General features: G+C 67.1%; 17 protein-coding genes. 11 read left to right on the top strand and 6 right to left on the bottom strand.

What is annotated here, in order from left to right; translation table 11 throughout:
* The first annotated feature begins 196 nt into the window (after window positions 1-196).
* The 5 genes from DWF00_RS12110 to DWF00_RS12090 all read left to right on the top strand — a co-directional run bounded on the left by DWF00_RS12110 (window position 197) and on the right by DWF00_RS12090 (window position 6611).
* Entirely contained in the window at window positions 197-1273 is a 1077-nt protein-coding gene (locus tag DWF00_RS12110) for a DUF2865 domain-containing protein (protein WP_114827797.1), read from the top strand.
* Window positions 1274-1596: 323 nt separating this feature from the next.
* On the top strand, window positions 1597-2601 hold the full coding sequence (locus DWF00_RS12105) for an extracellular solute-binding protein (protein ID WP_114827796.1): 1005 nt from the start codon (window positions 1597-1599) through the stop codon (window positions 2599-2601).
* Window positions 2602-2795: 194 nt separating this feature from the next.
* On the top strand, window positions 2796-4355 hold the full coding sequence (locus DWF00_RS12100) for an ABC transporter permease (protein ID WP_245973844.1): 1560 nt from the start codon (window positions 2796-2798) through the stop codon (window positions 4353-4355).
* Window positions 4356-4474: 119 nt separating this feature from the next.
* The gene (locus DWF00_RS12095) at window positions 4475-6229 is read left to right on the top strand and encodes an AsmA family protein (protein WP_114827794.1); all 1755 of its coding nucleotides are present in this window, start codon (window positions 4475-4477) and stop codon (window positions 6227-6229) included.
* 85 nt (window positions 6230-6314) lie between these two features.
* Window positions 6315-6611: a hypothetical protein gene (locus tag DWF00_RS12090; protein ID WP_114827793.1), complete on the top strand. Its 297-nt coding sequence runs from the start codon at window positions 6315-6317 to the stop codon at window positions 6609-6611.
* Between the two features lie 105 nt (window positions 6612-6716).
* Here the strand turns inward: DWF00_RS12090 and gyrA are convergent, their stop codons facing one another.
* On the bottom strand, window positions 6717-9434 hold the full coding sequence (gyrA, locus tag DWF00_RS12085; RefSeq protein WP_114828033.1) for a DNA gyrase subunit A: 2718 nt from the start codon (window positions 9432-9434) through the stop codon (window positions 6717-6719).
* Between the two features lie 302 nt (window positions 9435-9736).
* Between gyrA and DWF00_RS12080 the strand changes: the two genes are divergently transcribed.
* Window positions 9737-10369 carry a MarC family protein gene (locus DWF00_RS12080; RefSeq protein WP_114827792.1) on the top strand — a complete coding sequence of 211 codons (633 nt, stop codon included), beginning with the start codon at window positions 9737-9739 and terminating at the stop codon, window positions 10367-10369.
* Between the two features lie 59 nt (window positions 10370-10428).
* Here DWF00_RS12080 and DWF00_RS12075 read toward each other — a convergent pair whose 3' ends face one another.
* Together DWF00_RS12075 and DWF00_RS12070 are read right to left on the bottom strand one after the other, a co-directional pair.
* Window positions 10429-11607, bottom strand: a complete 1179-nt coding sequence (locus DWF00_RS12075; RefSeq protein WP_114827791.1) for an E22 family MetX-like putative esterase — start codon at window positions 11605-11607, stop codon at window positions 10429-10431.
* Between the two features lie 276 nt (window positions 11608-11883).
* Complete coding sequence (locus DWF00_RS12070) at window positions 11884-12999, bottom strand: M20 family metallopeptidase (RefSeq protein ID WP_114827790.1); 1116 nt, start codon at window positions 12997-12999, stop codon at window positions 11884-11886.
* A gap of 166 nt (window positions 13000-13165) precedes the next feature.
* On the opposite strand from DWF00_RS12070, the gene DWF00_RS12065 reads away from it, so the two are divergent.
* Genes DWF00_RS12065 through DWF00_RS12055 form a run of 3 tightly spaced genes read left to right on the top strand, consistent with a single transcriptional unit; the run spans window position 13166 to window position 14498 of the window.
* On the top strand, window positions 13166-13540 hold the full coding sequence (locus DWF00_RS12065) for an ArsR/SmtB family transcription factor (RefSeq protein ID WP_114827789.1): 375 nt from the start codon (window positions 13166-13168) through the stop codon (window positions 13538-13540).
* Window positions 13540-14034, top strand: coding sequence for an SRPBCC family protein (locus DWF00_RS12060; RefSeq protein WP_210207839.1), 495 nt, complete (start codon window positions 13540-13542; stop codon window positions 14032-14034). Before DWF00_RS12065 ends, DWF00_RS12060 begins: the two co-directional genes overlap by 1 nt.
* Before the next feature lie 29 nt (window positions 14035-14063).
* Complete coding sequence (locus DWF00_RS12055) at window positions 14064-14498, top strand: VOC family protein (protein WP_114827787.1); 435 nt, start codon at window positions 14064-14066, stop codon at window positions 14496-14498.
* Between the two features lie 72 nt (window positions 14499-14570).
* Here DWF00_RS12055 and DWF00_RS12050 read toward each other — a convergent pair whose 3' ends face one another.
* From DWF00_RS12050 to DWF00_RS12040, 3 genes are all read right to left on the bottom strand, one after another.
* The gene (locus DWF00_RS12050) at window positions 14571-16157 is read right to left on the bottom strand and encodes an ABC transporter substrate-binding protein (RefSeq protein WP_114827786.1); all 1587 of its coding nucleotides are present in this window, start codon (window positions 16155-16157) and stop codon (window positions 14571-14573) included.
* Between the two features lie 198 nt (window positions 16158-16355).
* The gene (gene ssb, locus DWF00_RS12045; protein ID WP_114827785.1) at window positions 16356-16898 is read right to left on the bottom strand and encodes a single-stranded DNA-binding protein; all 543 of its coding nucleotides are present in this window, start codon (window positions 16896-16898) and stop codon (window positions 16356-16358) included.
* 426 nt (window positions 16899-17324) lie between these two features.
* Entirely contained in the window at window positions 17325-18596 is a 1272-nt protein-coding gene (locus DWF00_RS12040) for a 3-phosphoshikimate 1-carboxyvinyltransferase (protein WP_114827784.1), read from the bottom strand.
* Window positions 18597-18863: 267 nt separating this feature from the next.
* On the opposite strand from DWF00_RS12040, the gene DWF00_RS12035 reads away from it, so the two are divergent.
* Together DWF00_RS12035 and uvrA are read left to right on the top strand one after the other, a co-directional pair.
* Complete coding sequence (locus tag DWF00_RS12035; RefSeq protein WP_114827783.1) at window positions 18864-20069, top strand: DUF418 domain-containing protein; 1206 nt, start codon at window positions 18864-18866, stop codon at window positions 20067-20069.
* A gap of 145 nt (window positions 20070-20214) precedes the next feature.
* On the top strand, window positions 20215-23178 hold the full coding sequence (gene uvrA, locus DWF00_RS12030) for an excinuclease ABC subunit UvrA (RefSeq protein WP_114827782.1): 2964 nt from the start codon (window positions 20215-20217) through the stop codon (window positions 23176-23178).
* The last annotated feature ends 18 nt before the right edge of the window (window positions 23179-23196 follow it).

Below are 23196 nucleotides of genomic sequence, written 5' to 3'. Positions count from 1 at the left end.
TCTTAAGGACCGGCCAAGCACGGCACGGCCAAGACGGATGCGCGCTCGGCCTCGCCTCCCCGGCGAGCCGGCCGCCATTAAGCATCACCGCCATTTGGCGTGGGGCAAGGCGGCTGCGGCGTTGATGCTTAACGTAAAGTAAACTACACCCTTTTCCTGCGGCGGACAGAAACAAGCGTGCAGTGGAGTTGACGCGATGTTGCGTGTCCGTGAAAATCCGACGCAGGCCAATCTGCCTGCGGCCAAGCCCATCGATACCGCCCTCGCGTCGGCGCCTGCGAAGCGCTCGCCCGGCCGGCTGCGGCTTGCCGCCATGAGCCTGCTCGGCCTCGCGCTCGGCGCCGGCGGCGCGGTCCTCACCGTCTCCATGGTCCAGGCCGAGGACGATGCCGGCATCCGCGCCTTCTTCCGCGAGGAAGCAGCGCGCCGCGCCGAGCGCCAGCCCCAGCGCGCGGCCTATGGGGGCGTCACCGCCTATGCCCCTGCCCGCAACGGCTGGTCCCTGCCGCTGTTCAACTCCACGCCGGACGGGCGCATCGCCCACCCGCCGGTCGTGCTCAATCCCTTCAAGCGGCAGCAGGCGGCGGAAGCCCCGCGCCGCCAGCCACGGCACACGAAGGTCGTCGGCCTCGACACCGTCTCCGGCGCAGCCGACACGGCCCGCACCATCTGCGTGCGCATGTGCGACGGCTTCCACGCTCCGATCGGCTACCTGCGCGCCCAGTCCGACGTGAAGGCGCATGAAGCGCTCTGCCAGGCGATGAACCCCGGCATCCCGGTCAAGGTTTTTCGCGTGCCCGCCGGCGCAGCCAGCATCGACGGCGCCGTCGCGCAGGATGGCAGGACCACCTATGGCTCCCTGCCCGTCGCCTATGGCCATGAGAAATCTGCCGATCCCGCCTGCCGCCCGGCCATCGTCGCAGCCGGCGAGCGCCGCGTCTCGCTGCTGCGCGACATCACCTTGCGCCCCGGCGACAGCGTCGTGCTCGACGGCAGGGTCCGCACCTTCACCGGCGGCACGCGCTGGCCCTACAGCACCCGCGATTTCGAGGATTTCCGCGGCTCGCGCGAGCTCAGCGCCAGCCAGCGCCGCATGATCGACGAGACGGTCGGCATCTCCCGCCGCGAGGCGCAGATGCAGGCCCTGCGCCGCCAGATGCGCACGCGCGAGGCTGCGCTGCGCGACGACAACCTGCTGAGCGACGCCCTGCCCCTGCGCGGCACGCTCGAACCGCAGGTCCGCGGCCCCGTGCGGGTCATCGCGCTGCCCTGAGCCGGCCAGCGCTAGCTCACTCGCCCTCACACCTCCCACACCGTCATCCCGGACAAGCCGCGAGCGGCGCCGCTCCGGGATCCATCGTAGAGCGCCGAGCCCTACGATGGATCCCGGCGCTCCGCTTCGCTACGGCCGGGATGACGGCGCGGGTGATATCTGCGGCGCATACTTCTTGGAAATCATCTAAACTGAAAACACCTTAGAATTGATATAACCAATTGATTCATAACGCCTTCTTGTATTGACCGATAGTCGTACGACTTGTACCGCTCGCTCCGTCACACACTCATAGCGGGTCGTAGAACCTGATGGAGCGAACCATGATCGACAAGACAATCTCCGTTCTTGCCCTGGCATCATGCCTGCTCGCCGCGCCCGTGCTGGCGCAGAGCGTCAACCTCTACACCACCCGCGAGCCGGAGCTGCTCAACCCGGTGCTCGAGGCCTTCACCAAGGACACCGGCGTCAAGGTCAACACCGTTTTCCTGAAGGACGGGCTGGAGCAGCGCATCAAGGCCGAGGGCGCCAACAGCCCGGCCGACGTGATGATCATGGTCGACGCCGCCCAGATGATCGCGGCCAAGGATGCCGGCATCACCCAACCGATCAAGTCGGCCGTGGTCGACAAGGCCGTGCCCGCCCAGCTGCGCGACAGCGACTGGGTCACCCTGACCAAGCGCGCCCGCATCGTCGTCGTCTCGAAGGACCGGGTGAAGCAGGACGCGATCACCTATGAGGAGCTCGCCGATCCCAAGTGGAAGGGCAAGCTCTGCATCCGCGCCGGCCAGCACCCCTATAACAACGCCTTCTTCGGCGCCTATCTCGCCCGCAACGGCGCCGAGAAGACCGAGGCCTACCTGAAGGCCGTCAAGGCCAACGTCGCCCGCAAGCCCGGCGGCGGCGACCGCGACGTCGCCCGCGACATCCAGTCCGGCCTCTGCGACATCGCCATCATCAACACCTACTATATCGGCCTGATGAGCCAGGCGAAGAACGAGCAGAAGGGCTGGTTCGACGCGATCAAGCCGCTCAAGACCACCTTCGCCAATGGCGGCACCCACGTGAACATCTCGGGCGCGGCCATCGCCAGGAACGCACCGAACAAGGACAACGCGGTCAAGCTGGTCGAGTACATGCTCGGCGAGAAGGCGCAGACCCTCTACGGCGACGGCAACTACGAGTTCCCGGTCAACCCGGACGTCAAGGAAAGCGCCGCGGTGAAGCTGCTCGGCACCGTGACGCCCGACGCGACGCCGTTGACCGAGATCGGCAAAAACCGCAAGGCCGCGGCCGATCTGGTCGACAAGGTCGGCTTCGACAACTGATCCAAAGCATTTTCGAGCGAAGTGGGGACCGGTTCGCGTGAAGAAAATGCGTCAAACAAAGAACTAGGTATTCGTTGAGCCTGAACGCGACAATCGCGCCTGCGCGGCGGCCGTCACTTCGGTGGCGGCCGTCGACTCGTTTTATCTGGGCATCCATCCTCGGCGCGATACTCGTCGCCCTGCCGATCCTCGCATTGGCCTGGACGGCATTGTCGCCGGCCGCGGCCGAGATCTGGCCGCATCTCGCCGCCAACGTCATCCCGGTCGCGCTGATGAACACCGTGGCCCTGCTGCTCGGCGTCGGCCTGCTCTGCTGCCTGACCGGCGTCGGCACCGCCTGGCTGGTGACGCAGTACGAGTTTCCCGGCCGCGCCGCCTTCGAATGGCTGCTGGTGCTGCCGCTGGCGATCCCGACCTACATCACCGCCTATATCTATGTCGAATTCCTCGGCTTCCAGGGCCCGCTGCAAGCGGCCTTCCGGGCGCTGACCGGCTATCGCTCGCTCCGCGACTACTGGTTTCCCGATCCGCGCAACCTCGCCGGCGCGATCTTCGTGATGGGGATCGTGCTCTACCCTTATGTCTATCTCAGCGTCCGCGCCCTCTTCGGCCTGCAAAGCGCGACCATCGTCGAATCGGCCCGCACGCTCGGAGCCTCGCGCTGGCCGCTGTTCTGGCGCATCGGCCTGCCGATGGCGCGCCCGGCGCTTGCAGCCGGGCTGACGCTGGCGCTGCTGGAGACGCTGAACGATATCGGCGCCAGCGAGTATCTCGGCGTGCGCTCGCTGACGATCTCGATCTACACGACCTGGCTCAACCGCAACTCGCTCGAGGGCGCGGCGCAGATCGCCTGCGTCATGCTGGTCATGGTCATCATGCTGATCGCGGTCGAAGCCCGGCTGCGCGGCCAGCGCCGCTTCGCCATCTCGGTGCGCCAGCCCCGCGCCGTCGGGCGCCGGCCGTTGAAGGGCCGCAAGGCGCTCAGTGCCGGCCTCGCCTGCGCCTTGCCCGTGCTGCTCGGCGCAGCCCTGCCGATCGGCTTTCTCGCGAGCGAGGTCCTGACGCGCGGATTGTTGTTCAAGATCGACGCCGCCCTGCTCGGCAATCTCGGCAACGCCATGCTGCTTTCGGGCATCGCCGCCGCGCTGGTCGTCGCGCTCGGGCTCGGCATCGTCGCCGCCCGCCGCCATGGCCGCGAGAGCTGGCTGCCGGCGCTGACGCGCATCGCCTCGCTCGGCTATGCCCTGCCGGGCACGGTGCTGGCGCTCGGCCTGCTGGTGCCGCTCGCCGGCTTCGACAATGCGCTCGCCAACACCATGCGAGCCTGGTTCGGCGTCAATCCCGGCCTCGTCCTGATCGGCTCCGGCGCGGCACTCGTCATCGCCTATGTCGTGCGCTTCCTGGCCATCGCGATCTCCGGCATCGAGAGCGGGCTCTCGCGGGTCTCGCCACGGCTCGACGACGCGGCGCGCGCGCTCGGCGCCAATGCCAATGAGGTCGTGCGGCGGGTGCACTGGCCGCTCGCCCGACCCGCGATCGCCGCGGCAGCGCTTCTCGTCTTCGTCGATTGCCTCAAGGAACTGCCCGCGACCCTGCTGCTGCGGCCGCTCAACCTCGATACGCTCGCCACCATCGTCTACGGCCACGCCTCGCGCGGCGTCTTCGAGGATGGCGCGCTCGCCGCCTTGTTGATCGTCCTGGCCGGTCTCTATCCCGCCATCATTCTGGCGCGGGCCGGTGGCACCAGGGCATGAGATCGCCGCTGGCAGAGCGGTTTAGGGCCCAAAACTCGACAAGTCTGCCGCATCGGCATACACCGTTCCACGCTTGGTAGCCGGCGCGATTCCGGCTTCCGCTCCGGCCCAAGGCCCCTATGACACGACGCGTCTCCATCCTCGCCTATACGCTGGTGATCGCTCTCGTCCTGCTCGGCTTGCAGAACTGGAGCATCGCAGTCGGTCATATCGAGCGGCATGTCATTGCCGGCATCGAGGATCGCACCGGCCTGAAGGTGACGGCGCTGGAGCGCGCCGAGATCGCCATCCTGCCGCTGCCGCGCGTCAGCCTCTCGCATGTCAGCTTCACGAAGGCGGACGGCACGCTCGCCGGCAAGGCGCTCCGGCTCAAGGCCCATGCCCGCCTGCTCCCGCTCCTCTTCGGGCGGCTCTCCTTCGAGCGCATCGACCTTGTCGTGCCCGAGATCGACGTCGCGCTGATCGGCCCGGACGAGGGCCCGTCGAGCTGGCTCGCGACGCCGCTCGCCTATCTGACGAGCCTGCAGAACCAGAGCCGGATCGTCATCACCTCCGGCACCATCTTCGCCCGCGCCGACGGCGCGATCCGCACCACCCTGCGCGACGTCAACCTCGTCGTCGACGAGCGCGAACCCTCCGAGCCGATCGTCATCGCCGGCACGGTGAACTGGCGCGGCGTCCCGACCGAGATCGGCGCGACCTGGCCGGTGGCCGGCGAGCGCGCGCGCGTCTCCCTCTCCGCCGCCTCCGAACTCGCCAGCCTCCGGCTCGAAGGCACCCGCTCGGGCGGCGGCGAGCCGGTCATCAACGGCCAGGTCACCATCGCGACGCGCTCGCTCTCCGAGCTGCTCGGCTGGTTCGGCGAGAAACCGCGCCTGGCGGCGGCGATCAACCGGTTCGACCTCTCCGCCGAGGCGCAGATCAAGCCGAACGAGATTTCCCTCAGCAATGCCAGCCTCAGCCTCGACGGCGACCGTCTCGACGGCGCGCTCGCCCTGGGCGAGGCCGGCTCGCGCTGGGCCCTGTCCGGCACGCTTGCCGGGGCCGCGCTCGATCTCGGCCGGCTCTACGACCGGCTCGACCTGCCTCGCGCGGAACCGGCCGGCGGCAAGACGACCCCGCTCGAATTCGACGCCTGGACGGCCCATGACATCGACCTGCGCGTCTCGGTCGACGCCGCCCGCATCAGCGGCGCGCGCCTGACCGATGTCGCGACGCAGCTTTTGGTCAAGAAGGGGCGCTTCGAGGCCGGGCTGCTGCGCGCCTCCGCCTATGGCGGCACCGCCAAGGCCCGCCTGCTTGCGGTCAGCGCACCGGGCGGCATCGACGTCAAGCTCCAGGCCGGGTTCGACCGCATCAACCTGGCCCAGGGCGCCGCCGACATGCCCGATTTCCCGCGCCTGAGCGGCACGGGCAACCTTCAGCTCGCGTTGGAAGGCAGCGGCACGACGGCGGAGGACGTCGTCGCATCCCTCGCCGGCAAGGCCAACGTCGCGCTCCGCCAGGGCGAGCTCGGCGGCTTCGCCTTCCTCGACCTGCTGCGCCGGGCCGAGCGCAACCCCGTCGCGGCCTTGCGCGAGTGGCGCCAGGGCAAGACCCCCTTCGAGAGCCTGAGCGCCAGCGCCACGATCAGCAGCGGCATGGTGACGATCGGCGACGGGCAGATGTCGGGGCCCGTCTACAAGCTGACGCTCGCCGGACAGAGCTCGCTGAGCGAGCGTTGGATCGAGATGAACGGCCAGCTCGCCCCCGCCAATGGCGCCTACCAGATCCCGCTGGCCCTGAAGGGCGCGCTCGACAACCCGTCGCTGACGCCCAATACCGACGCCCTGCTTTCGCCCACGAACAGCTTGCCGGCCTCGCTGCTGCGCTGAAACCACGCTCCGTCTTTCCGGAGGTCGGTTGACCGGCACCCAGCGCTATAGTTTCATTCGCGAAAGCGGCCGAAGGCTATCAGGCATGCGCGCGCCAACAGGTTCAATCGTCGGTCTCTGCTCGGCCTCGGCCACCATGTTCGCCGTCGGCATGGCCTTCCTCGGCTATTGGGGCGTTCACGAACCCCTGCCCTGGCGCCCGCGCGACATCGCCGTCGTGATCCTCGCCTTCATCGGCTTTGCGGCGCTCGGCTCGGTCACCTGGATCGCGACGACGCCGGTGCCGGAGGATGGGGCGGAAAAGGTCGTACCGGCCAGGCGAGCCTTCGCCACCGGCGTTCTCTTGATCTGGCTCTCGGTGCTCGTCTCAATCGTGGGCTAGCGATCGACCTCGGTCAGCAGGCGGAAGCAGCCGCCGACACCGGCGCTGGCCACCGAGCCCCCGAAATGAAAAGGGCGGACCAGAAGGCCCGCCCTTTCCGAAAGCTCAGCTCTCCTGCTCCGGGCCGCCCTCGGCAGCCGGAGCCTCGCCCTCAGCTTCTTCCTCATCCTCGCCGGCATCGCCGATGCACTCGACCGAGACGACCTTCTCGTCGCCGGTGGTGTTGAACACCGTGACGCCCTGGGTCGAGCGGCCGGCGATGCGGATGCGGTTGTTCGGGCCGGCATCGACCGGCACGCGGATGACCTGGCCGCCATCGGTGACCAGCATGATCTGGTCGGTGTCGACCACGGGGAAGGAGGCGATCAGCTGGCCGTTGCGCTCGTTGACGACCATGGCGACGATGCCCTTGCCGCCGCGCCCGGTGACCCGGTACTCGAAGGACGAGGTGCGCTTGCCATAGCCCTTCTCCGACACGGTCAGGATGAACTGCTCGGCGAGTTGCATCTCCAGGCGCTTGGCGCCCAGCTCGACCTCGCCGGTGCTCTCCTCGGCCTCGCCGGCCGGCACCGTCTCGACAGCCTCGTCCGCCTCGCCGCTGAGCGCGCGGCGCTGGGCCGCGGCATCCTTGAGGTAGGTGGCGCGCTCCTCGGGCGTCGCCTCGAGATGCTTGAGGATCGCCAGCGAGATCACCTCGTCGCCCTCGGCCAGGTTGATGCCGCGCACGCCGGTCGAGTCGCGGCCCTTGAAGACGCGGACCTCGGGCACGGCGAAGCGGATGCACTGGCCCTCGGCCGTGGTCAGCAGGACGTCGTCATGCTCGGAGCAGATCTGCACGTCGACGATGGAATCGCCCTCGTCGAGCTTCATCGCGATCTTGCCGTTGCGGTTGACCTGGACGAAGTCCGACAGCTTGTTGCGGCGGACATTGCCGGTCTTCGTCGCGAACATCACGTCGAGACGGTCCCAGCTCTCCTCGTCCTCCGGCAGCGGCATAACCGTGGTGATGCGCTCGTTCTGCTCGAGTGGCAGCATGTTGACCAAGGCCTTGCCGCGCGCGTTCGGCGCCGAGAGCGGCAGCCGCCAGACCTTCTCCTTGTAGGCCTGGCCCAGCGAGGAGAAGAAGATGATCGGCGTATGCGTGTCGGCGACGAAGAGGCGGGTGACGAAATCCTCCTCGCGCGTCGACATGCCCGAGCGGCCCTTGCCGCCGCGCTTCTGGGCGCGATAGGTCGAGAGCGGCACGCGCTTGATGTAGCCGGCATGGGACACGGTCACGACCATGTCCTCGCGCGCGATCAGGTCCTCGTCGTCGAGGTCGGAGCCCCAATCCTGGATCACCGTGCGGCGCGGCGTCGCGAAGGCGGTCTTCACCTCCGTGAGCTCGTCCTTGATGATCGTCTGGATGCGGACGCGCGAGCGCAGGATGTCGAGGTAGTTCGAGATCTCGGCGGCGAGCTTGGCCAGCTCCTCGCCGATCTCGTCGCGGCCCAGAGCCGTCAGGCGGGCGAGGCGCAGCTCGAGGATCGCCTTGGCCTGCGCATCGGAGAGACGATAGGTCCCGTCCGGGTTGATCGGATGGCGCGGATCGTCGACCAGCGCGATCAGCGACGCGATGTCCTCGGCCGGCCAGTTGCGCGCCATCAGGGACTCATGCGCCACGGCCGGGGTCGGCGCGGTGCGGATCAGGCGGATGACCTCGTCGATATTGGCGACGGCGGTGGCGAGGCCGCACAGCACATGGGCGCGCTCGCGGGCCTTGTTGAGCAGGAAGCGCGTGCGCCGGGAGACGACCTCCTCGCGGAACTCGACGAAGGCCGAGATGAAGTCCTTGAGGTTGAGCACCTCGGGCCGTCCGCCGGTCAGCGCCACCATGTTGGCGCCGAACGAGGTCTGCAGCGGCGTGAAGCGGTAGAGCTGGTTCAGCACGACGTCGGCGACGGCGTCGCGCTTGATCTCGATGACGACGCGCACGCCCTCGCGGCTGGATTCGTCGCGCAGGTCGGAGATGCCCTCGATCCGCTTCTCGCGGACCAGATCGGCGATCTTCTCGACCATCGAGGCCTTGTTCACCTGGTAGGGAACCTCGGTGACGATGATCGCCTCGCGCTCCTTGCGCAGCACCTCGAAATGCGTCTTCGAGCGCATCACGATCGAGCCGCGGCCGGTATGATAGGCCGAGTGGATGCCGCTGCGGCCCATGATCGAGGCGCCGGTCGGGAAATCCGGGCCGGGCACGATCTCGATCAGCTCGTCGATCGTGATCTCGGGATTCTCGATCAGCGCGATGCAGGCGTCGATGACCTCACCGAGGTTGTGCGGCGGGATGTTGGTCGCCATGCCGACCGCGATGCCACCGGCGCCGTTGACGAGCAAATTCGGGAAGCTCGCCGGCAGGACCTTAGGTTCCGAGCGGCTATCATCATAGGTGGGCTGGAAATCGACCGTGTCTCGGTCGAGGTCATTGAGCAAGGGCATGGCCGGTTTGGCGAGCCGGCTCTCGGTGTAACGCATCGCAGCCGGCGGGTCTCCGTCCATCGACCCGAAATTACCCTGGCCGTCGACGAGGGGCACGCTCATGGAAAAGGGCTGAGCCATGCGAACGAGCGCATCGTAGATCGCCTGGTCGCCGTGCGGATGGTATTGGCCCATCACGGCTCCGACGATGTTCGCCGATTTGACGTGCTTCTTCTCCGGCGTCTGGCCCACTTCCCACATGGAATAGAGGATGCGCCGGTGCACCGGCTTGAGGCCGTCGCGGACGTCGGGCAGAGCGCGGCTCACGATCACGCTCATGGCGTAATCGAGATAGCTCTTCTTCATCTCGTCGGTGATCGCGATCGGCTTGATGTCGCCGCCGAAATGCGGTTCGCCCGGCTGGTCGTCGCGCTTGTCGTTATCGTCTTCGCTCAAGGGATAAGGCCCCGATTTACCGCTGGTTTTTCAGGCTTCTGGCTACCCGATTCCGGCCTGTGAAGCCAGCGAAAGACGAAACTCTCCAGAGAAAATAAAATCCTTTTGGTTCAGTATATTACAAGCTGTTTTTGACTCTGTTTCGCACGCCCTCCACAATCCGGCCACGTTTCATGGATGACGCGGCCCCTGCGGCATGCCTAAGCTCCGGAATGTTCGTCGAATATCTCAGCTCCGCACTCGTCACGCTGATGGTGACGCTCGATCCGCCGGGCCTGGCGCCGATCTTCCTGTCGCTGACGCGCGGCATGTCGAATGACGAGCGCCGGCAGGTCGCGCTCCGCGCCAGCATCATCGCCTTCTGCATCATGGCCTTCTTCGGCCTCGCCGGCGACGTCGTGCTGAAGGCGCTCGGCGTCTCCTTGCCAGCCTTCCGCATCGCGGGCGGGCTGCTGCTGTTCTGGATCGCCTTCGAGATGGTGTTCGAGCGCCGCAACGAGCGCAAGCAGGCCACCGCCGAGACCGCGATCACGCAGGACCATATCCGCAACGTCGCCGCCTTCCCGCTCGGCATTCCGCTGATGGCCGGCCCCGGCGCGCTGACCGCAATGATGCTGCTCGCCGGCCGCGCCAATGGCGACCTCGCCATGCTGGGCTCGCTGGTGGCGATCTGCGGGCTGGTGATCCTCTCCTGCCTCGTCGTGTTCTGGCTGGCGGTGCCGATCGCGCGCCTGCTCGGCGTCACCGGCAACGTCGTGCTGACCCGCCTGCTCGGCGTCATCCTGGCGGCGCTGGCGGTCCAGTTCGTGATCGACGGGATACAGGCGGTGGTGCGGAGCGGTTAGGCACGAGCTCGGGCTCTTCCCTTCTCCCGCAGGGGGAGAAGGGAGCTAATCCGGCAAGGCTATTTCTCCAAAAACTCCCTGATCGCCCCTTCCGCCTGCTTCATCGAGATCACGCCGTCGAGATGGCCACGGGTGCCCTGGATGAAGACCTGGGTGAGGTTGCCTCCGGCCTGCTTCAACCCTTCCGCCGTGCGCGCCACGGCGTCGGCGGTGAAGACCAGGTCCTTCGGCTGGGTGATCAGCAGCACCGGCGCCTTGATCTTCGCCAGGCCGTCCTTGAGCGAGGTGCCGCCGGCCGCGAAGAGCTGGTTGGCCTTGATCAGGTAGAGGAAGTGATTGGCGTCCGAGACTTTTGCGCGGGCCTCGCCGGCACTGTCCAGGATGCTCTGGACCTGGAACCTGTTGGCGAGCGCCTTGCCCGGCTCCTCGCCCTCCTTGGCCGGCCGGCGGCCGAAGGTGCCGTTCGCCCACTCGGCATGGTTGGCCTGCAAGGTCACCGCCGTCAGCGCCTTGGCGAGGCCGGCATTGGGCGGAGTCCTGCCGTAATAGTCGCCATTGTTCCAGTTCGGATCGACCAGGATCGGCGCCGCCCAGACGTCGAGCCAGGCGATCAGCATCGCGTCGGCCTCGGCCACGCCGATCACCGGCATCGCCTTGGCGACCATCTCCGGATAGGTCGCGGCCCATTCATAAGTCTGCAGCGAGCCCATCGACGGGCCGGCGACCAGCGCCAGCTTCCTGATGCCGAGGCTCTCGACCAGCGCCTTCTGCACCTCGATGAAATCGCGCACGGTCACGACGGGGAAATCAAGCGCATAGGGCTTGCCGGTATCGGGATTGATCGAGGCCGGCCCGGTGGTGGTGGTCTTCGGATCGCCGGTGTTGAGGTTCACCAGCGTGTCCGAGGAGAGGACGAAATACGTGTTGGTGTCGATCGCCTTGCCCGGCCCGATGATCGCGTCCCAATAGCCCGGCGCCGCATCTGCGGCCGCGTATTTCCCGGCAGCATGCGAGTTGCCGGAAAAGAAATGGCAGATCAGGACCGCGTTGGATTTGTCGGCGTTGAGCGTGCCGTAGCTCTCCCAGCCGACCTTGACGTTCTTCAGCGTGCGGCCGGACTGCGTGGTGAAGCTCGGCAGCTCGAAGACCTTCTTCTCGACCAAAAGCTCCTGCGCCGCCGCCATTCCCGTCACCACCATGCAAGCCGCGCCAACGGCGCCCGCGATCCATTGTCTCATGTTTCGCCCTCCCAAGGACGGCCGTCAGGCGGCCTTGGGCGGCATCAGAGCGGATTTGGGTGAAGAGCGGAAGACGGAAACGGCGCGACGGACAGACCAGGTGGGCGCCCTCTTCCCTTCTTCCCCTGCGGGAGAAGGTGCCCCGGCAGGGGCGGATGAGGGGTCGCGCGACGATGGCAGCGTCGGCGGATGGCATACGCGATATTCGGAAAGTGCAGCGCGACCCCTCATCCGGCGCTGCGTGCCACCTTCTCCCGCAGGGGGAGAAGGACAAGCTCAGATCGCCTCCAGCAGGCCTTTGATCAGCGCCCGGCGCGGCGCGATCGAGGAGATCAGCGCGTGCTCGTTCAGCGTATGGGCGCCGTCGCCGTCGATGCCGAGCCCGTCCAGGGTGGGAACGCCGAGCGCCGCGGTGAAGTTGCCGTCCGAGCCGCCGCCGGTCATCGGGCAATCCTTCAGGTCGAAGCCGATGCCAGCCGCGATGCCTCGCGCCGTCTCGAACAGGCCGGCGACCTCAGGCGACTTCTCGTAGGGCGGCCGGTTCATGCCGCCGCTGACGCTGATCTTCACATCGGGATCGCGCGGCTTGAGCCCGAGGATCAGGCTTTCCATCGCGGCGCCATCCGCGAGGTTGGTGACGCGCAGGTCGACGCTGAACCAGGCATGCTGCGGGATGACGTTCGCCGCCGTGCCGCCGCCCATCAGCGCGACGCTGGTAGTGATGCCGCGGGCATAGTCGGTGATGCCCTCGATCGCCAGGATCTGATGGGCGGCCTCGCGAATGGCGCTGCGGCCATCGGCATGGCGCGAGCCAGAATGCGAGGGACGGCCCTCGATCCTGACATCGAAGCGGCCGACGCCCTTGCGCGCCGTGACGATCTTGCCGCCCTCGCGCGCCGGCTCGGTGACCAGCACGGCGGTGGACAGGCGGCCGATATCCTCGATGACCGAGCGCGTCGTCGGCGAACCGATCTCCTCGTCCGGCGTGAACAGGAAGACCATCGGCCGCTTTGCCGCGCCCGCCTTGGCGACGTCCTTGAAGGCCTGCAGCGCCAGCCAGGCGCCGCCCTTCATGTCATAGACGCCGGGTCCATAGAGCCTGTCGCCCTCGATCCGCACCGGCAAATCCTTGGCGCTGGTCCCGACCGGATGGACCGTGTCGAGATGCGACATCACCGCGACGGCCTTCTCGCCGTTGTTCGGGCCGGCGCGCAGGATCAGCGCATCGCCGAGCCCGTCGCGGCCGGGAATGCGCTCGACCGCGATCGGCAGGCCTTCGACCTCGGCAGCAACGAGGTCCATCATGCCGTTGACGCCGGGAGCGTGGTGGGTGGGGCTTTCGAGGGCGAGCCAGACGGAAAGCGCGGAGAGAGACGGATCGATTGTGCTCATGATGGCGGCACCTTCTCCAAGAACCCCGGCGAGGGCAAGCACAGACGGCGCGCGGGCGGGCCTGTGCCCATCGCATGGCGCAGGCCCCTGCCCGCTTCCGGCCGGCAGCTTGACAGCGGGCGCCATCGAACATATCCATTTAGTTATATAATATATGAGTTATAAAATGACGCCAGCCAGCCAGCTCGACGCGACCTTCACGGCGCTTGCCGATCCGACCCGCCGGGCGATCCTGGCGCGGCTCGCGCTCGGCGAGGCCTCGGTGACGGAGCTGGCCCAGCCCTTTGCCATGAGCCAGCCGGCGATCTCGAAGCACCTCAAGATGCTGGAGCGCGCCGGGCTGATCTCGCGCGGCCGCGATGCGCAGCGCCGGCCCTGCCGGCTGGAGGCGCAGCCGCTCGCCGAGGCCAATGACTGGCTCGAGCGCTATCGCCAGCTTTGGGAGGCAAACTTCCAGCGTCTCGACGCGTTGCTCGACGAAATGAAGGCGCAAGCCAAAGCAGTAACCGACAAGAACCAGGGCAAGAACCAGGGAGAGTGATGATGACGACCACCGCCGACCTGACGGTCACGACGCCGAGCGACCGCGAAATCCTGATGACGCGGCTGTTCGATGCCCCGCGCGAACTGGTCTTCGAGGCGATGTACCGGCCCGAACTGCTCAAGCGCTGGCTCAACGGGCCTCCGGGCTGGTCGCTGGCACAATGCGAGGTCGACCTCACCATCGGCGGCGCCTTCCGCCATGTCTGGCGCGGCCCGGAAGGGGCCGAGATGGGCATGGGTGGCATCTTCCGCGAGATCGTCAGGCCCGAGCGCATCGTCCGCACCGAGCTGTTCGACCAGGACTGGACCGGCGGCGAGGCGCTGGCGACGCTGGTCCTGACCGAGCGCGCCGGCAAGACCGAGCTGGCGCTCACCGTGCTCTATGCCTCGCAAGCGGCCCGCGACGGCGCGCTCCAGAGCGGCATGAAGGACGGCGTCGCCGCCAGCTACGACCAGCTCGACACGCTCTTCGCCGCGCAGCAGGCGGCCTGAGCCCCCATCAACACAGTCCGGAGACGGCCATGAACAAGCTCACCCCGTTCCTGTGGTTCAACGACCAGGCCGAGGAGGCCGCGCGGTTCTACACGGCGGTCTTCAAGAACGCGAAGCTCGGCGAGGTCTCGCCGATGGCAACTTCCTTCGAGCTCGAAGGCGTCGGCTTCACCGCCTTCAACGGCGGCCCGCGCTTCAGCTTCACCGAGGCGATCTCGCTCTATGTGAACTGCGAGACGCAAGGAGAGGTCGACTATTACTGGGAGAGGCTCGGCGAAGGCGGCAAGGAGCAGCAATGCGGTTGGCTCAAGGACAAGTTCGGCATCTCCTGGCAGATCATCCCCTCGCTCCTGCCGAAACTGTTCAGCTCGCCCGACCGCGAGAGGGCAAACCGCGCCGTGCAGGCCATGCTGCAAATGACCAAGATCGACATGGCCAAGCTGCAGGAGGCCTATGACGGCTGAAGTGCATGGAGAAGCCGTTTGAGCAGACGGCCGCGTCAAGCGGTTGCGCCAGTAGAACTCACAAGTGGCTTCTCACGCCCGCTTGACGTTCCAGAAGGTCGGGAAGCTCGGCAGCATGCCCTCCAGCGAACGCCGATAGCCGACCGGCTGGAAATACTGGCCGAGCGGCACATAGGGCACGTCGATCAGCACCTGTTGCTGGATCTCGGCCGCGACCTTCTGCTGCGTCGCCAGGTCCGGCGCCGCCATCCAGGCATCGCGCAGCGCCTCGATCTTCGGTGCCTCCGGCCAGCCCGGCCAGGCGGCGGCGCCATTGCCGCGCAGCGAGAGGTGGCCGACCGGGTCGAGGATGTCGATGCCGTTCCAGCCGGTGAAGAAGACGTTCCAGCCGCCCTGCGTCGGCGGCTCCTTCTTGGCGCGGCGGGTCACGACGGTACCCCAGTCCATCACCTGGTAGTCGACGTTCATGCCGAGCCTGGTCAGCATGTCGCCGCCGACCTCGCACTCGGCCTTGAGGTTGGCGAGGTCGCTGACGCCGAGCAGCACGACCTTCTCGCCCTTGTAGCCGGCCTCGGCCAGCGCTTGCTTCGCCTTGGCGAGGTCGCGCGGCGAGTTCAGCACCTCCATGCCAGCCGCACTCGCCATCGGCGTATCCGGCGGGAAGACACCGACGCCGGTCCGCCAGAGCGTCTTATCGGCCCCGCCGACCGCCTCCATGAAATCGGCCTGGTTGACTGCCAGCAGGATGGCCCGCCGCACCGCCGGATTGTCGAAGGGCGGATGCAGGTGGTTCATCCGCATGATCGCGATCGAGCCGGTCGTCTCCTTGATCTCGACGGCGATCTCGGGGTTCTTCGCCAGGATCGGCAGCATGTCGGGCAGCGGCTGCTCGACCCAGTCGATCTCGCCGCTCTGGAGCGCAGCCGCGGCCGTCGCCGGATCAGGGAGCGTGTGCCATTCGACCCGGTCGAAATGCACGACCTTGGGGCCGGCGGTGCGGCCGGGCTTGCCGTCGCTGCGCGGCACGTAACCGGCGAACTTCTCATAGACCGCCCGGCTGCCGGATTGCCGCTCGGAGGCGACGAAGCGGAACGGGCCGCTGCCGACGACCTCGTTGATCTGCGTGAAGGCGTCGATGCTGGCGAGCCGCTCCGGCATGATCACCGGCACGAAGGCGGTCATCTTGGCGAGCGCGTCGGGCAACAGCGGGAAAGGCTGCTTCAACCGGAAGCGCAAGGTCTTGTCGTCGACCGCGGAAAGCTCGTCGGTGACGCCCATCAGCGTCTGGCCGAAGGAATCGCGCTTGCCCCAGCGCTTCAGGCTGGCGACGCAATCGCGCGCCAGGACCGGCGTGCCGTCATGGAACTTCAAGCCGTCGCGCAGCGTGATCGTCCAGGTCTTGGCATCGGCATCGGTCGCAGCGCCGGCCGCCATTTGCGGCTGGGCCCGGTAGCTCTCGTCCTGGCCGAACAGCGTATCGTAGACGAGGAAGGCGTGGTTGCGGGTGACGGTCGCCGTGGTCCAGATCGGATCGACCACCGCAAGGTCGCCCTGCGGCACGAATTTCACCACCCGCTTGTCGGCGGCAAGGCTGATCGAGGGTCTGGCGATGGCGAGCGCAGCGGCTCCGCCTGCGAGTAAAGCACGGCGTGTCGGCATTCCCGGCTCCCTGACTGACATCAATGGCCTCCAGAATAGCGAGGCCCGACCATACGGCAGGGATGACGCAAGCGCCATGCCAGCGCACGGCAGGGTTGCGGGCCGCGCGCAAAGAAAAAGCCGCTGCGGAGCAACCCGCGGCGGCTTCATCAATTCAGTCCTCGCGAGGCCCGGCCGATCGCCGGCCCCGCCGATCGCCTAGAACGGGATATCGTCGTCGAGATGGCTCGACGAGCGGCCACCGCCGCCGCTCGACATCGCCGGCTGCGGCTGGCGCGAGCCACCACCACCACCGCTGCCCATCGGGCTCGACCGGCCGAAGGAGCCGCCGCCCGCGCGATCCTCGACCGAGCCGCCGCCTTCGCCGTACTCGTCCGAGCCGCCCTGGCCGCGGCTGTCGAGAATGGTCAACTCGCCGCGGAAGCGCTGCAGCACGATCTCGGTCGTGTACTTCTCCACGCCGGACTGGTCCTGCCATTTCCGGGTCTGGAGCTGGCCCTCGACATAGATCTTCGAGCCCTTCTTCAGGTACTGCTCGGCGACCTTGGCGAGGTTCTCGTTGAAGATCACCACCGAGTGCCACTCGGTCTTCTCCTTGCGCTCGCCCGACTGCTTGTCGCGCCAGGTTTCGGAGGTCGCGATCCGCAGGTTGACCACGGGCTCGCCGCTGCCGAGACGCCGCACCTCGGGGTCGCGCCCGAGATTGCCGACCAGAATGACCTTGTTCACACTACCAGCCATGAGTGGCTCCATTTCCTGCGCACATCTGAAGAGACTGTCGATAATTCTACCATCTCGGTCGTCCGACGCGGTTATCTGCGCTTCCGGTGCTCACGGACAAAAAGTCCGCTGCGCTACGGTTCTCGACAACCACGCCAGCCGACTCGTGCTGGCGAATTCTCAAACAGTCTCTGTGATCCGATCGGCGACCGGAGCCGGACCCTAGCGCCCGGCATGGGCACTATCAACTATGTTCACGCTTTGTTCAAGCGGTTTTCCCCTGCCGAATCGCTGCTGCAGCGCAGAGAGCGTTTAGAGAATTCGCTGGCGCGAGTCGTCTGGCGCGGCTGTCGAGAACCAGAGCAGAGCGTGCCTCGGTACGTGAGCACCAGAAGCGCAGACAGCCGCGTCGGACGACCGCGCCAGTAGAATTCGCAAAATGGTCTCTCAGGGCATATCGCCTTCGAATTTGACGCCCAGCGAGGCAAGTGCCCGCCAATAGCCCGGATAGGTCTTGGCGACGCAGGTAGGGTCGAGGATCGTCACGCCGTGCAGCTTCAGCCCCGCCAGCGCGAAGCTCATCGCGATGCGATGGTCGGCGAAGCTGTCGATTTGCGCCGGCAGGGTCCGGCCGGCCAGCCCCGGATCGGAGGCGATGAGCAGGTCGTCGCCCTCCTCGATGCCGAGCCCGGGCAGGATGCGCGACAGGCCCTGGGCCAGCGCCGCCACCCGGTCGCATTCCTTGACGCGCAGGTTGGCGATGCCGGTGAAGCGCACCGGCGTCTCGTTGAAGGCGGCGAGCACCGCCAGCGTCGGCACGGCATCCTGCATCTGCGAGCCGTTGATCACCGCGGGCAGATGCGGAAAGCTGGCGATCAGCGCATGCGCCCGCGCATCGGGCTGGGTGAAGGCGCTGGCCTGGACGCCGAGATCGATCGCGCCGCCGGTCAGCACCTCGGCCGCCCAGAGATAGGTCGCGGCCGACGCATCAGGCTCGACCAGGAAGTCAGCGGCGCGGTAGCCGGTCGGCTCGACCCGCCAGAGCGACGCATCGGGCTGCGAGATCCTGGCGCCGAAGGCCGCCATCACCGCGAGGGTCAGGTCGATATAGCCGCGCGCGCCGATCTCCTTGCCGGTCAGCGCGATCTCGATCGGGCCGCGCCCGCAGGCCGCCGCCATCAGCAGGGCGGAGACGTATTGGCTCGAAAGCCCGCCATCGACCTCGACCCGGCCGGCGGCAAAACCGCCCTGCCCCTCGATCGTCACCGGCGGGCAGCCGGTCTCGGCGGAGGCCGTGACGCCGAGCGAGCGTAGCGCAGTCACCAGCGGCGCGATCGGCCGCTTGCGCATATGCTCGTCGCCATCGACCACGACGCGGCCATCGACCAGCGCAGCCGCCGCCGTCAGGAAGCGCGTCGCAGTGCCGGCATTGCCGAGGAAGAGCGGCGCGGCCGGCGGACGCAGGCGGCCGTCGCCGGTTACGACGAAGGTCGTCGCGTCCGGCTCCTCGAGCGCGACGCCCATGGCGCGCAACGCTTCGGCCATGTAGCGCGTATCGTCGCTCTTCAGCGCCCCGGTCAGCGTGCTCGTGCCTTCGGCTAGGGCCGCCACCAGCAGCGCCCGGTTCGTGATCGATTTCGAGCCGGGCGGCACCACCTTGCCGCGCAGGGGCGCGCCCGGCGGAATGATGGTGAGCTGCTGGGAGGTTGCTTCGCTCATCGCGGACTAGCCTTCAAGCTTCGGATCTTCGCAACCAGCCTGAGGGCTCGCTCGACCGGCGGGACCCTAGCGGCCGGCCCTGCCCCGATCAATTCGGCTGACGAAGCGTGGGGCGCATGCGCGCCGCGCAACGCGATTAGGGCAGCGCCAGCCTTGTCGCCTGCGACATGGCTCGCGGTGGTTGGGCTCGCAATAAAAATGTTCTTGATTTGTTCCGAAAGACCCATACTGTGCCGGGCAATTCACTGTGCGGATCGGGAATGAGCGATGATCGCAGATCAAACCGCGCAGCGTGATGGCGCTCCTGCGACCGGGCGCGTCGTCGCGTTGGACGCCTTGCGCGGTCTGGCGCTGCTGGGCATCCTTCTCGTCAATATCCGTCACTTTGCCTCGGCATTTTACGGGGTTGGCTTGGCAGACCCTCTCTTCAGCGGCTTCGCCGACCGGCTGGTCGAGTTCCTGGTCGGATGGCTCCTGGGACTTAAATTCTACCTCATCTTCTCTTTGCTGTTCGGCTATAGCGTCGCGCTTCAGATACGTGCGGCCGATCGGGCAGGCGTTCCATTCGCTCCGCGCTTCCTGCGCCGGCAGGCCAGTTTATGGCTCATCGGAGCCTTGCACGCGGTCCTGCTCTTTCACGGCGATATCCTGACCACCTATGCCGTGCTCGGCGTCGTGCTGATGCTGGTGAGGAAGCGCAGCGATGACTCGCTCTTGCGCCTGGCGACATGGCTGATTGGCGGAACCGTCTTCTTCTGGACGGCGCTCGGCAGTTTGCTGGCGGCCTTTCCTCCGGAGTTCGACCAGATTTCCGCCCTGGAGCGGGCCGAGGCTGCAATGCAAGCCTATCGCGCGGCGCCCATGACGGTCATCGCGCAGCATGTCAGGGAATTGTCCTGGGTCAGCGTGACCATCGCCACCGTGCAGGCGCCCTGCGCGCTGGCGATGTTCATGGTTGGATTGGTCATGGGGCGGCGCAGGGTGCTCGAACAGCCGGATCGGCATCGGGCGCAACTGCGGCGCCTGGCGCATTGGGGGCTTCTCCTCGGCCTGCTGGGATCGGCGCCCTCGGCCTTTTGCAATGCGATCATGCCCGATTCCAGCTGGGCGCCCCTTGCACTGGCCTTGAGTCTGCTGAGCGCCCCGCTCCTGGCCGGCGCCTATGTCGCGATCGCCCTCCTGTTTTTCCAGAGTCGGAGTGGAGCAGCCGTCCGTGATGCGCTCGCGCCCGCCGGACGGATGGCCCTGTCCAACTATCTGGCTCAATCGCTGGTTTGCAGCCTGGTCTTCCACGCTTACGGCTTCGGTCTGGTCGGTCAGGTCGCACCCCTGCCGGCCTTGATGCTCGGGGTCCTGATCTTCCTGGTGCAACTCGCCTTGAGCCGATGGTGGATGCAGCGTTTCGGCCGCGGCCCGCTGGAGGCGATCCTGCCCCGCGCGACCCCGGCCGGCCTTCCCGCAATTGCTGGCTGAGCGCTCGCGATGCTGACAGCCCCTGTCAGGAGAAAGGCAGCAGACGGGAGGCGCCGCGTGCTAATCATAGCCGCCACCCGGCCCTGAGGCTGGCATGGCGCGGCTTTTGCCCTATCTCTACGCCTTATCCCAAAACGGACGCCCCATGGCCCGCAAGACGACCCTCGCTGAGCAAGCCGCCTCGCTCGAGGACATGTTCGACCGCAACCGGGCCGCAGACCCGAATGCGCGTGTGATCTCCGTGCGCGGTGCGCGCGAGCACAATCTCAAGAACATCGACCTCGCCATTCCGCGCGACAAGCTCGTCGTGTTCACCGGCCTGTCCGGCTCGGGCAAGTCCTCGCTCGCCTTCGACACGATCTACGCCGAAGGCCAGCGCCGCTATGTCGAGAGCCTCTCGGCCTATGCCCGCCAGTTTTTGGAGATGATGCAGAAGCCCGACGTCGACCAGATCGACGGGCTCTCGCCGGCGATCTCGATCGAGCAGAAGACCACCTCGAAGAACCCGCGCTCGACCGTCGGCACCGTCACTGAGATCCACGACTACATGCGGCTGCTCTGGGCCCGGGCCGGCATCCCCTATTCGCCGGCGACCGGCCTGCCGATCGAGAGCCAGACCGTCAGCCAGATGGTCGACCGCCTGCTGGAGCTGCCGGAGAAGACCCGCGGCTACCTGCTCGCGCCGGTCGTGCGCGGTCGCAAGGGCGAGTATCGCAAGGAGCTGGCCGAGTGGCTGAAGCGCGGCTTCCAGCGCGTCAAGATCAACGGCGAGTTCTACGAGATCCCCGACGCGCCGACGCTCGACAAGAAGTTCAAGCACGACATCGACGTGGTCGTCGACCGCATCGTCGTCCGCGGCGACATCGCCGCCCGGCTCTCGGACTCGCTCGAGCAGGCGCTCGAGCTGGCCGAAGGCATCGCCATCTTCGAATACGCCGACGAGAAGGAGGAGAGCGGCGAGGCCAGGCGCATCACCTTCTCCTCCAAATTCGCCTGCCCGGTCTCCGGCTTCACCATCCCCGAGATCGAGCCGCGGCTGTTCTCGTTCAACAACCCGTTCGGCGCCTGCCCGACCTGCGACGGGCTCGGCCACGAGATGCGCATCGACGCCAACCTGATCGTGCCGGACGAGGCGCTGACGCTGAAGAAGGGCGCGATCGCGCCCTGGGCCAAGTCGACCTCGCCCTATTACGGCCAGACGCTCGACGCGCTCGCCCGGCATTTCGGCTTCTCGATGACAAAACCCTGGTCGGAGTTGCCGCAGCAGGCCAGGGACGCCATCCTGTTCGGCACCGGCACCGAGGCCGTGCGCATGTCCTATAATGACGGCCTGCGCGCCTATGAGGTGAAGAAGCCGTTCGAGGGCATCATCACCAACCTGGAGCGGCGCTGGAAGGAGACCGAATCCGACTGGGCCCGCGAGGATATCGGCCGCTTCATGTCGGAGACGCCCTGCGCTGCCTGCAACGGCTTCCGGCTCAAGCCCGAGGCGCTGGCCGTGAAGATCGACCACCGCCATATCGGCGAGATCTCGCAGCTCTCGGTCAAGGATGCGCTCGCCTGGGTCCAGGACCTGCCGCGCCACCTCACGCCGAAGCAGATCGAGATCGCCACCCGCGTCCTCAAGGAGATCCGCGACCGGCTGACCTTCCTGCTCGATGTCGGGCTGGAATACCTGACGCTGGCGCGCGGCTCGCGCACGCTGTCGGGCGGCGAGAGCCAGCGCATCCGCCTGGCCTCGCAGATCGGCTCCGGCCTGACCGGCGTGCTCTACGTGCTCGACGAGCCCTCGATCGGCCTGCACCAGCGCGACAATGAGCGCCTGCTCGGCACGCTCAGGCGCCTGCGCGACCTCGGCAACACCGTCATCGTCGTCGAGCATGACGAGGACGCGATCATGACGGCCGACTATGTCGTCGATGTCGGCCCCGGCGCCGGCATCCATGGCGGCGAGATCGTCGCCAAGGGCACGCCGCAGCAGATCCTGGACGACCCGAACTCGCTCACCGGAAAATACCTCACCGGCGAGATGAGCGTCCCCGTCCCGGCCAAGCGCCGCAAGGCGACCAAGGGCCGCGCGCTCAAGATCGTCGGCGCGAAGGGAAACAACCTCAAGGACGTCTCGGTCGAGATCCCGCTCGGGCTCTTCACCTGCATCACCGGCGTCTCCGGCGGCGGCAAGTCGACGCTGGTCATCGACACGCTCTACAAGGCGGTGGCGCGCAAGCTCAACGGCGCGATCGAGCACCCTGCCCCGCATGACCGCATCGAGGGCATGGAGCATCTCGACAAGGTCATCGACATCGACCAATCGCCGATCGGCCGCACCCCGCGCTCCAACCCAGCGACCTATACCGGCGCCTTCACGCCGATCCGCGAATGGTTCGCCGGCCTGCCCGAGGCGAAGGCGCGCGGCTACCAGCCCGGCCGCTTCTCCTTCAACGTCAAGGGCGGCCGCTGCGAGGCCTGCCAGGGCGACGGCGTCATCAAGATCGAGATGCACTTCCTGCCCGACGTCTACGTCACCTGCGACGTCTGCAAGGGCAAGCGCTACGACCGCGAGACGCTCGAGGTGAAGTACCGCGAAAAATCGATCGCCGACGTGCTCGACATGTCCGTCGAGGAGGCCAAGGTCCTGTTCAAGGCGGTGCCCTCGATCCGCGAGAAGATGGAGACGCTCGCCCGCGTCGGCCTGACCTATGTCAAGGTTGGCCAGCAGGCCACGACCCTGTCAGGCGGCGAGGCCCAGCGCGTCAAGCTGTCGAAGGAACTGTCGAAGCGCGCCACCGGCCGCACGCTCTACATCCTGGACGAGCCGACCACCGGCCTGCATTTCCACGACGTCGCCAAGCTGATGGAAGTGCTGCACGAGTTGGTCGAGCAGGGCAATTCGGTCGTGGTGATCGAGCACAACCTCGAAGTCATCAAGACCGCCGACTGGATCATCGACATGGGCCCCGAAGGCGGCGATGGCGGCGGCGAGGTCGTGGCCCAGGGCACGCCGGAGGACATCGTCCGGATCGGCAAGGGCCACACCGCAAGGTTCCTCAAGGAGGTGCTGGCGCGGCGGCCGTTGAAGGGGAAGGCGGCGCGGCAGGCGGCGGAGTAAATATCAGCCGCTCAAAAA

It is taken from the genome of Allobosea caraganae (assembly GCF_003351345.1).
GTDB classification, from domain to species: domain Bacteria; phylum Pseudomonadota; class Alphaproteobacteria; order Rhizobiales; family Beijerinckiaceae; genus Allobosea; species Allobosea caraganae.
Note: the sequence above shows the minus strand (reverse complement) of the source record. Positions and strands in the feature narration are given on the sequence as shown.

What these genes read in the sequence shown, in the direction of transcription:
- DWF00_RS12095 (WP_114827794.1), top strand. Translation starts at nt 4,475, where the DNA reads ATGACACGACGCGTCTCCATCCTCGCCTATACGCTGGTGATCGCTCTC.
- DWF00_RS12065 (WP_114827789.1), top strand. Translation starts at nt 13,166, where the DNA reads ATGACGCCAGCCAGCCAGCTCGACGCGACCTTCACGGCGCTTGCCGAT.
- DWF00_RS12050 (WP_114827786.1), bottom strand. Translation starts at nt 16,157, where the DNA reads ATGCCGACACGCCGTGCTTTACTCGCAGGCGGAGCCGCTGCGCTCGCC.
- DWF00_RS12060 (WP_210207839.1), top strand. Translation starts at nt 13,540, where the DNA reads ATGATGACGACCACCGCCGACCTGACGGTCACGACGCCGAGCGACCGC.
- DWF00_RS12075 (WP_114827791.1), bottom strand. Translation starts at nt 11,607, where the DNA reads ATGAGACAATGGATCGCGGGCGCCGTTGGCGCGGCTTGCATGGTGGTG.
- DWF00_RS12035 (WP_114827783.1), top strand. Translation starts at nt 18,864, where the DNA reads ATGATCGCAGATCAAACCGCGCAGCGTGATGGCGCTCCTGCGACCGGG.
- DWF00_RS12090 (WP_114827793.1), top strand. Translation starts at nt 6,315, where the DNA reads ATGCGCGCGCCAACAGGTTCAATCGTCGGTCTCTGCTCGGCCTCGGCC.
- DWF00_RS12040 (WP_114827784.1), bottom strand. Translation starts at nt 18,596, where the DNA reads ATGAGCGAAGCAACCTCCCAGCAGCTCACCATCATTCCGCCGGGCGCG.
- gyrA (WP_114828033.1), bottom strand. Translation starts at nt 9,434, where the DNA reads ATGAAGAAGAGCTATCTCGATTACGCCATGAGCGTGATCGTGAGCCGC.
- DWF00_RS12080 (WP_114827792.1), top strand. Translation starts at nt 9,737, where the DNA reads ATGTTCGTCGAATATCTCAGCTCCGCACTCGTCACGCTGATGGTGACG.
- DWF00_RS12070 (WP_114827790.1), bottom strand. Translation starts at nt 12,999, where the DNA reads ATGAGCACAATCGATCCGTCTCTCTCCGCGCTTTCCGTCTGGCTCGCC.
- DWF00_RS12055 (WP_114827787.1), top strand. Translation starts at nt 14,064, where the DNA reads ATGAACAAGCTCACCCCGTTCCTGTGGTTCAACGACCAGGCCGAGGAG.
- DWF00_RS12105 (WP_114827796.1), top strand. Translation starts at nt 1,597, where the DNA reads ATGATCGACAAGACAATCTCCGTTCTTGCCCTGGCATCATGCCTGCTC.
- uvrA (WP_114827782.1), top strand. Translation starts at nt 20,215, where the DNA reads ATGGCCCGCAAGACGACCCTCGCTGAGCAAGCCGCCTCGCTCGAGGAC.
- DWF00_RS12110 (WP_114827797.1), top strand. Translation starts at nt 197, where the DNA reads ATGTTGCGTGTCCGTGAAAATCCGACGCAGGCCAATCTGCCTGCGGCC.
- ssb (WP_114827785.1), bottom strand. Translation starts at nt 16,898, where the DNA reads ATGGCTGGTAGTGTGAACAAGGTCATTCTGGTCGGCAATCTCGGGCGC.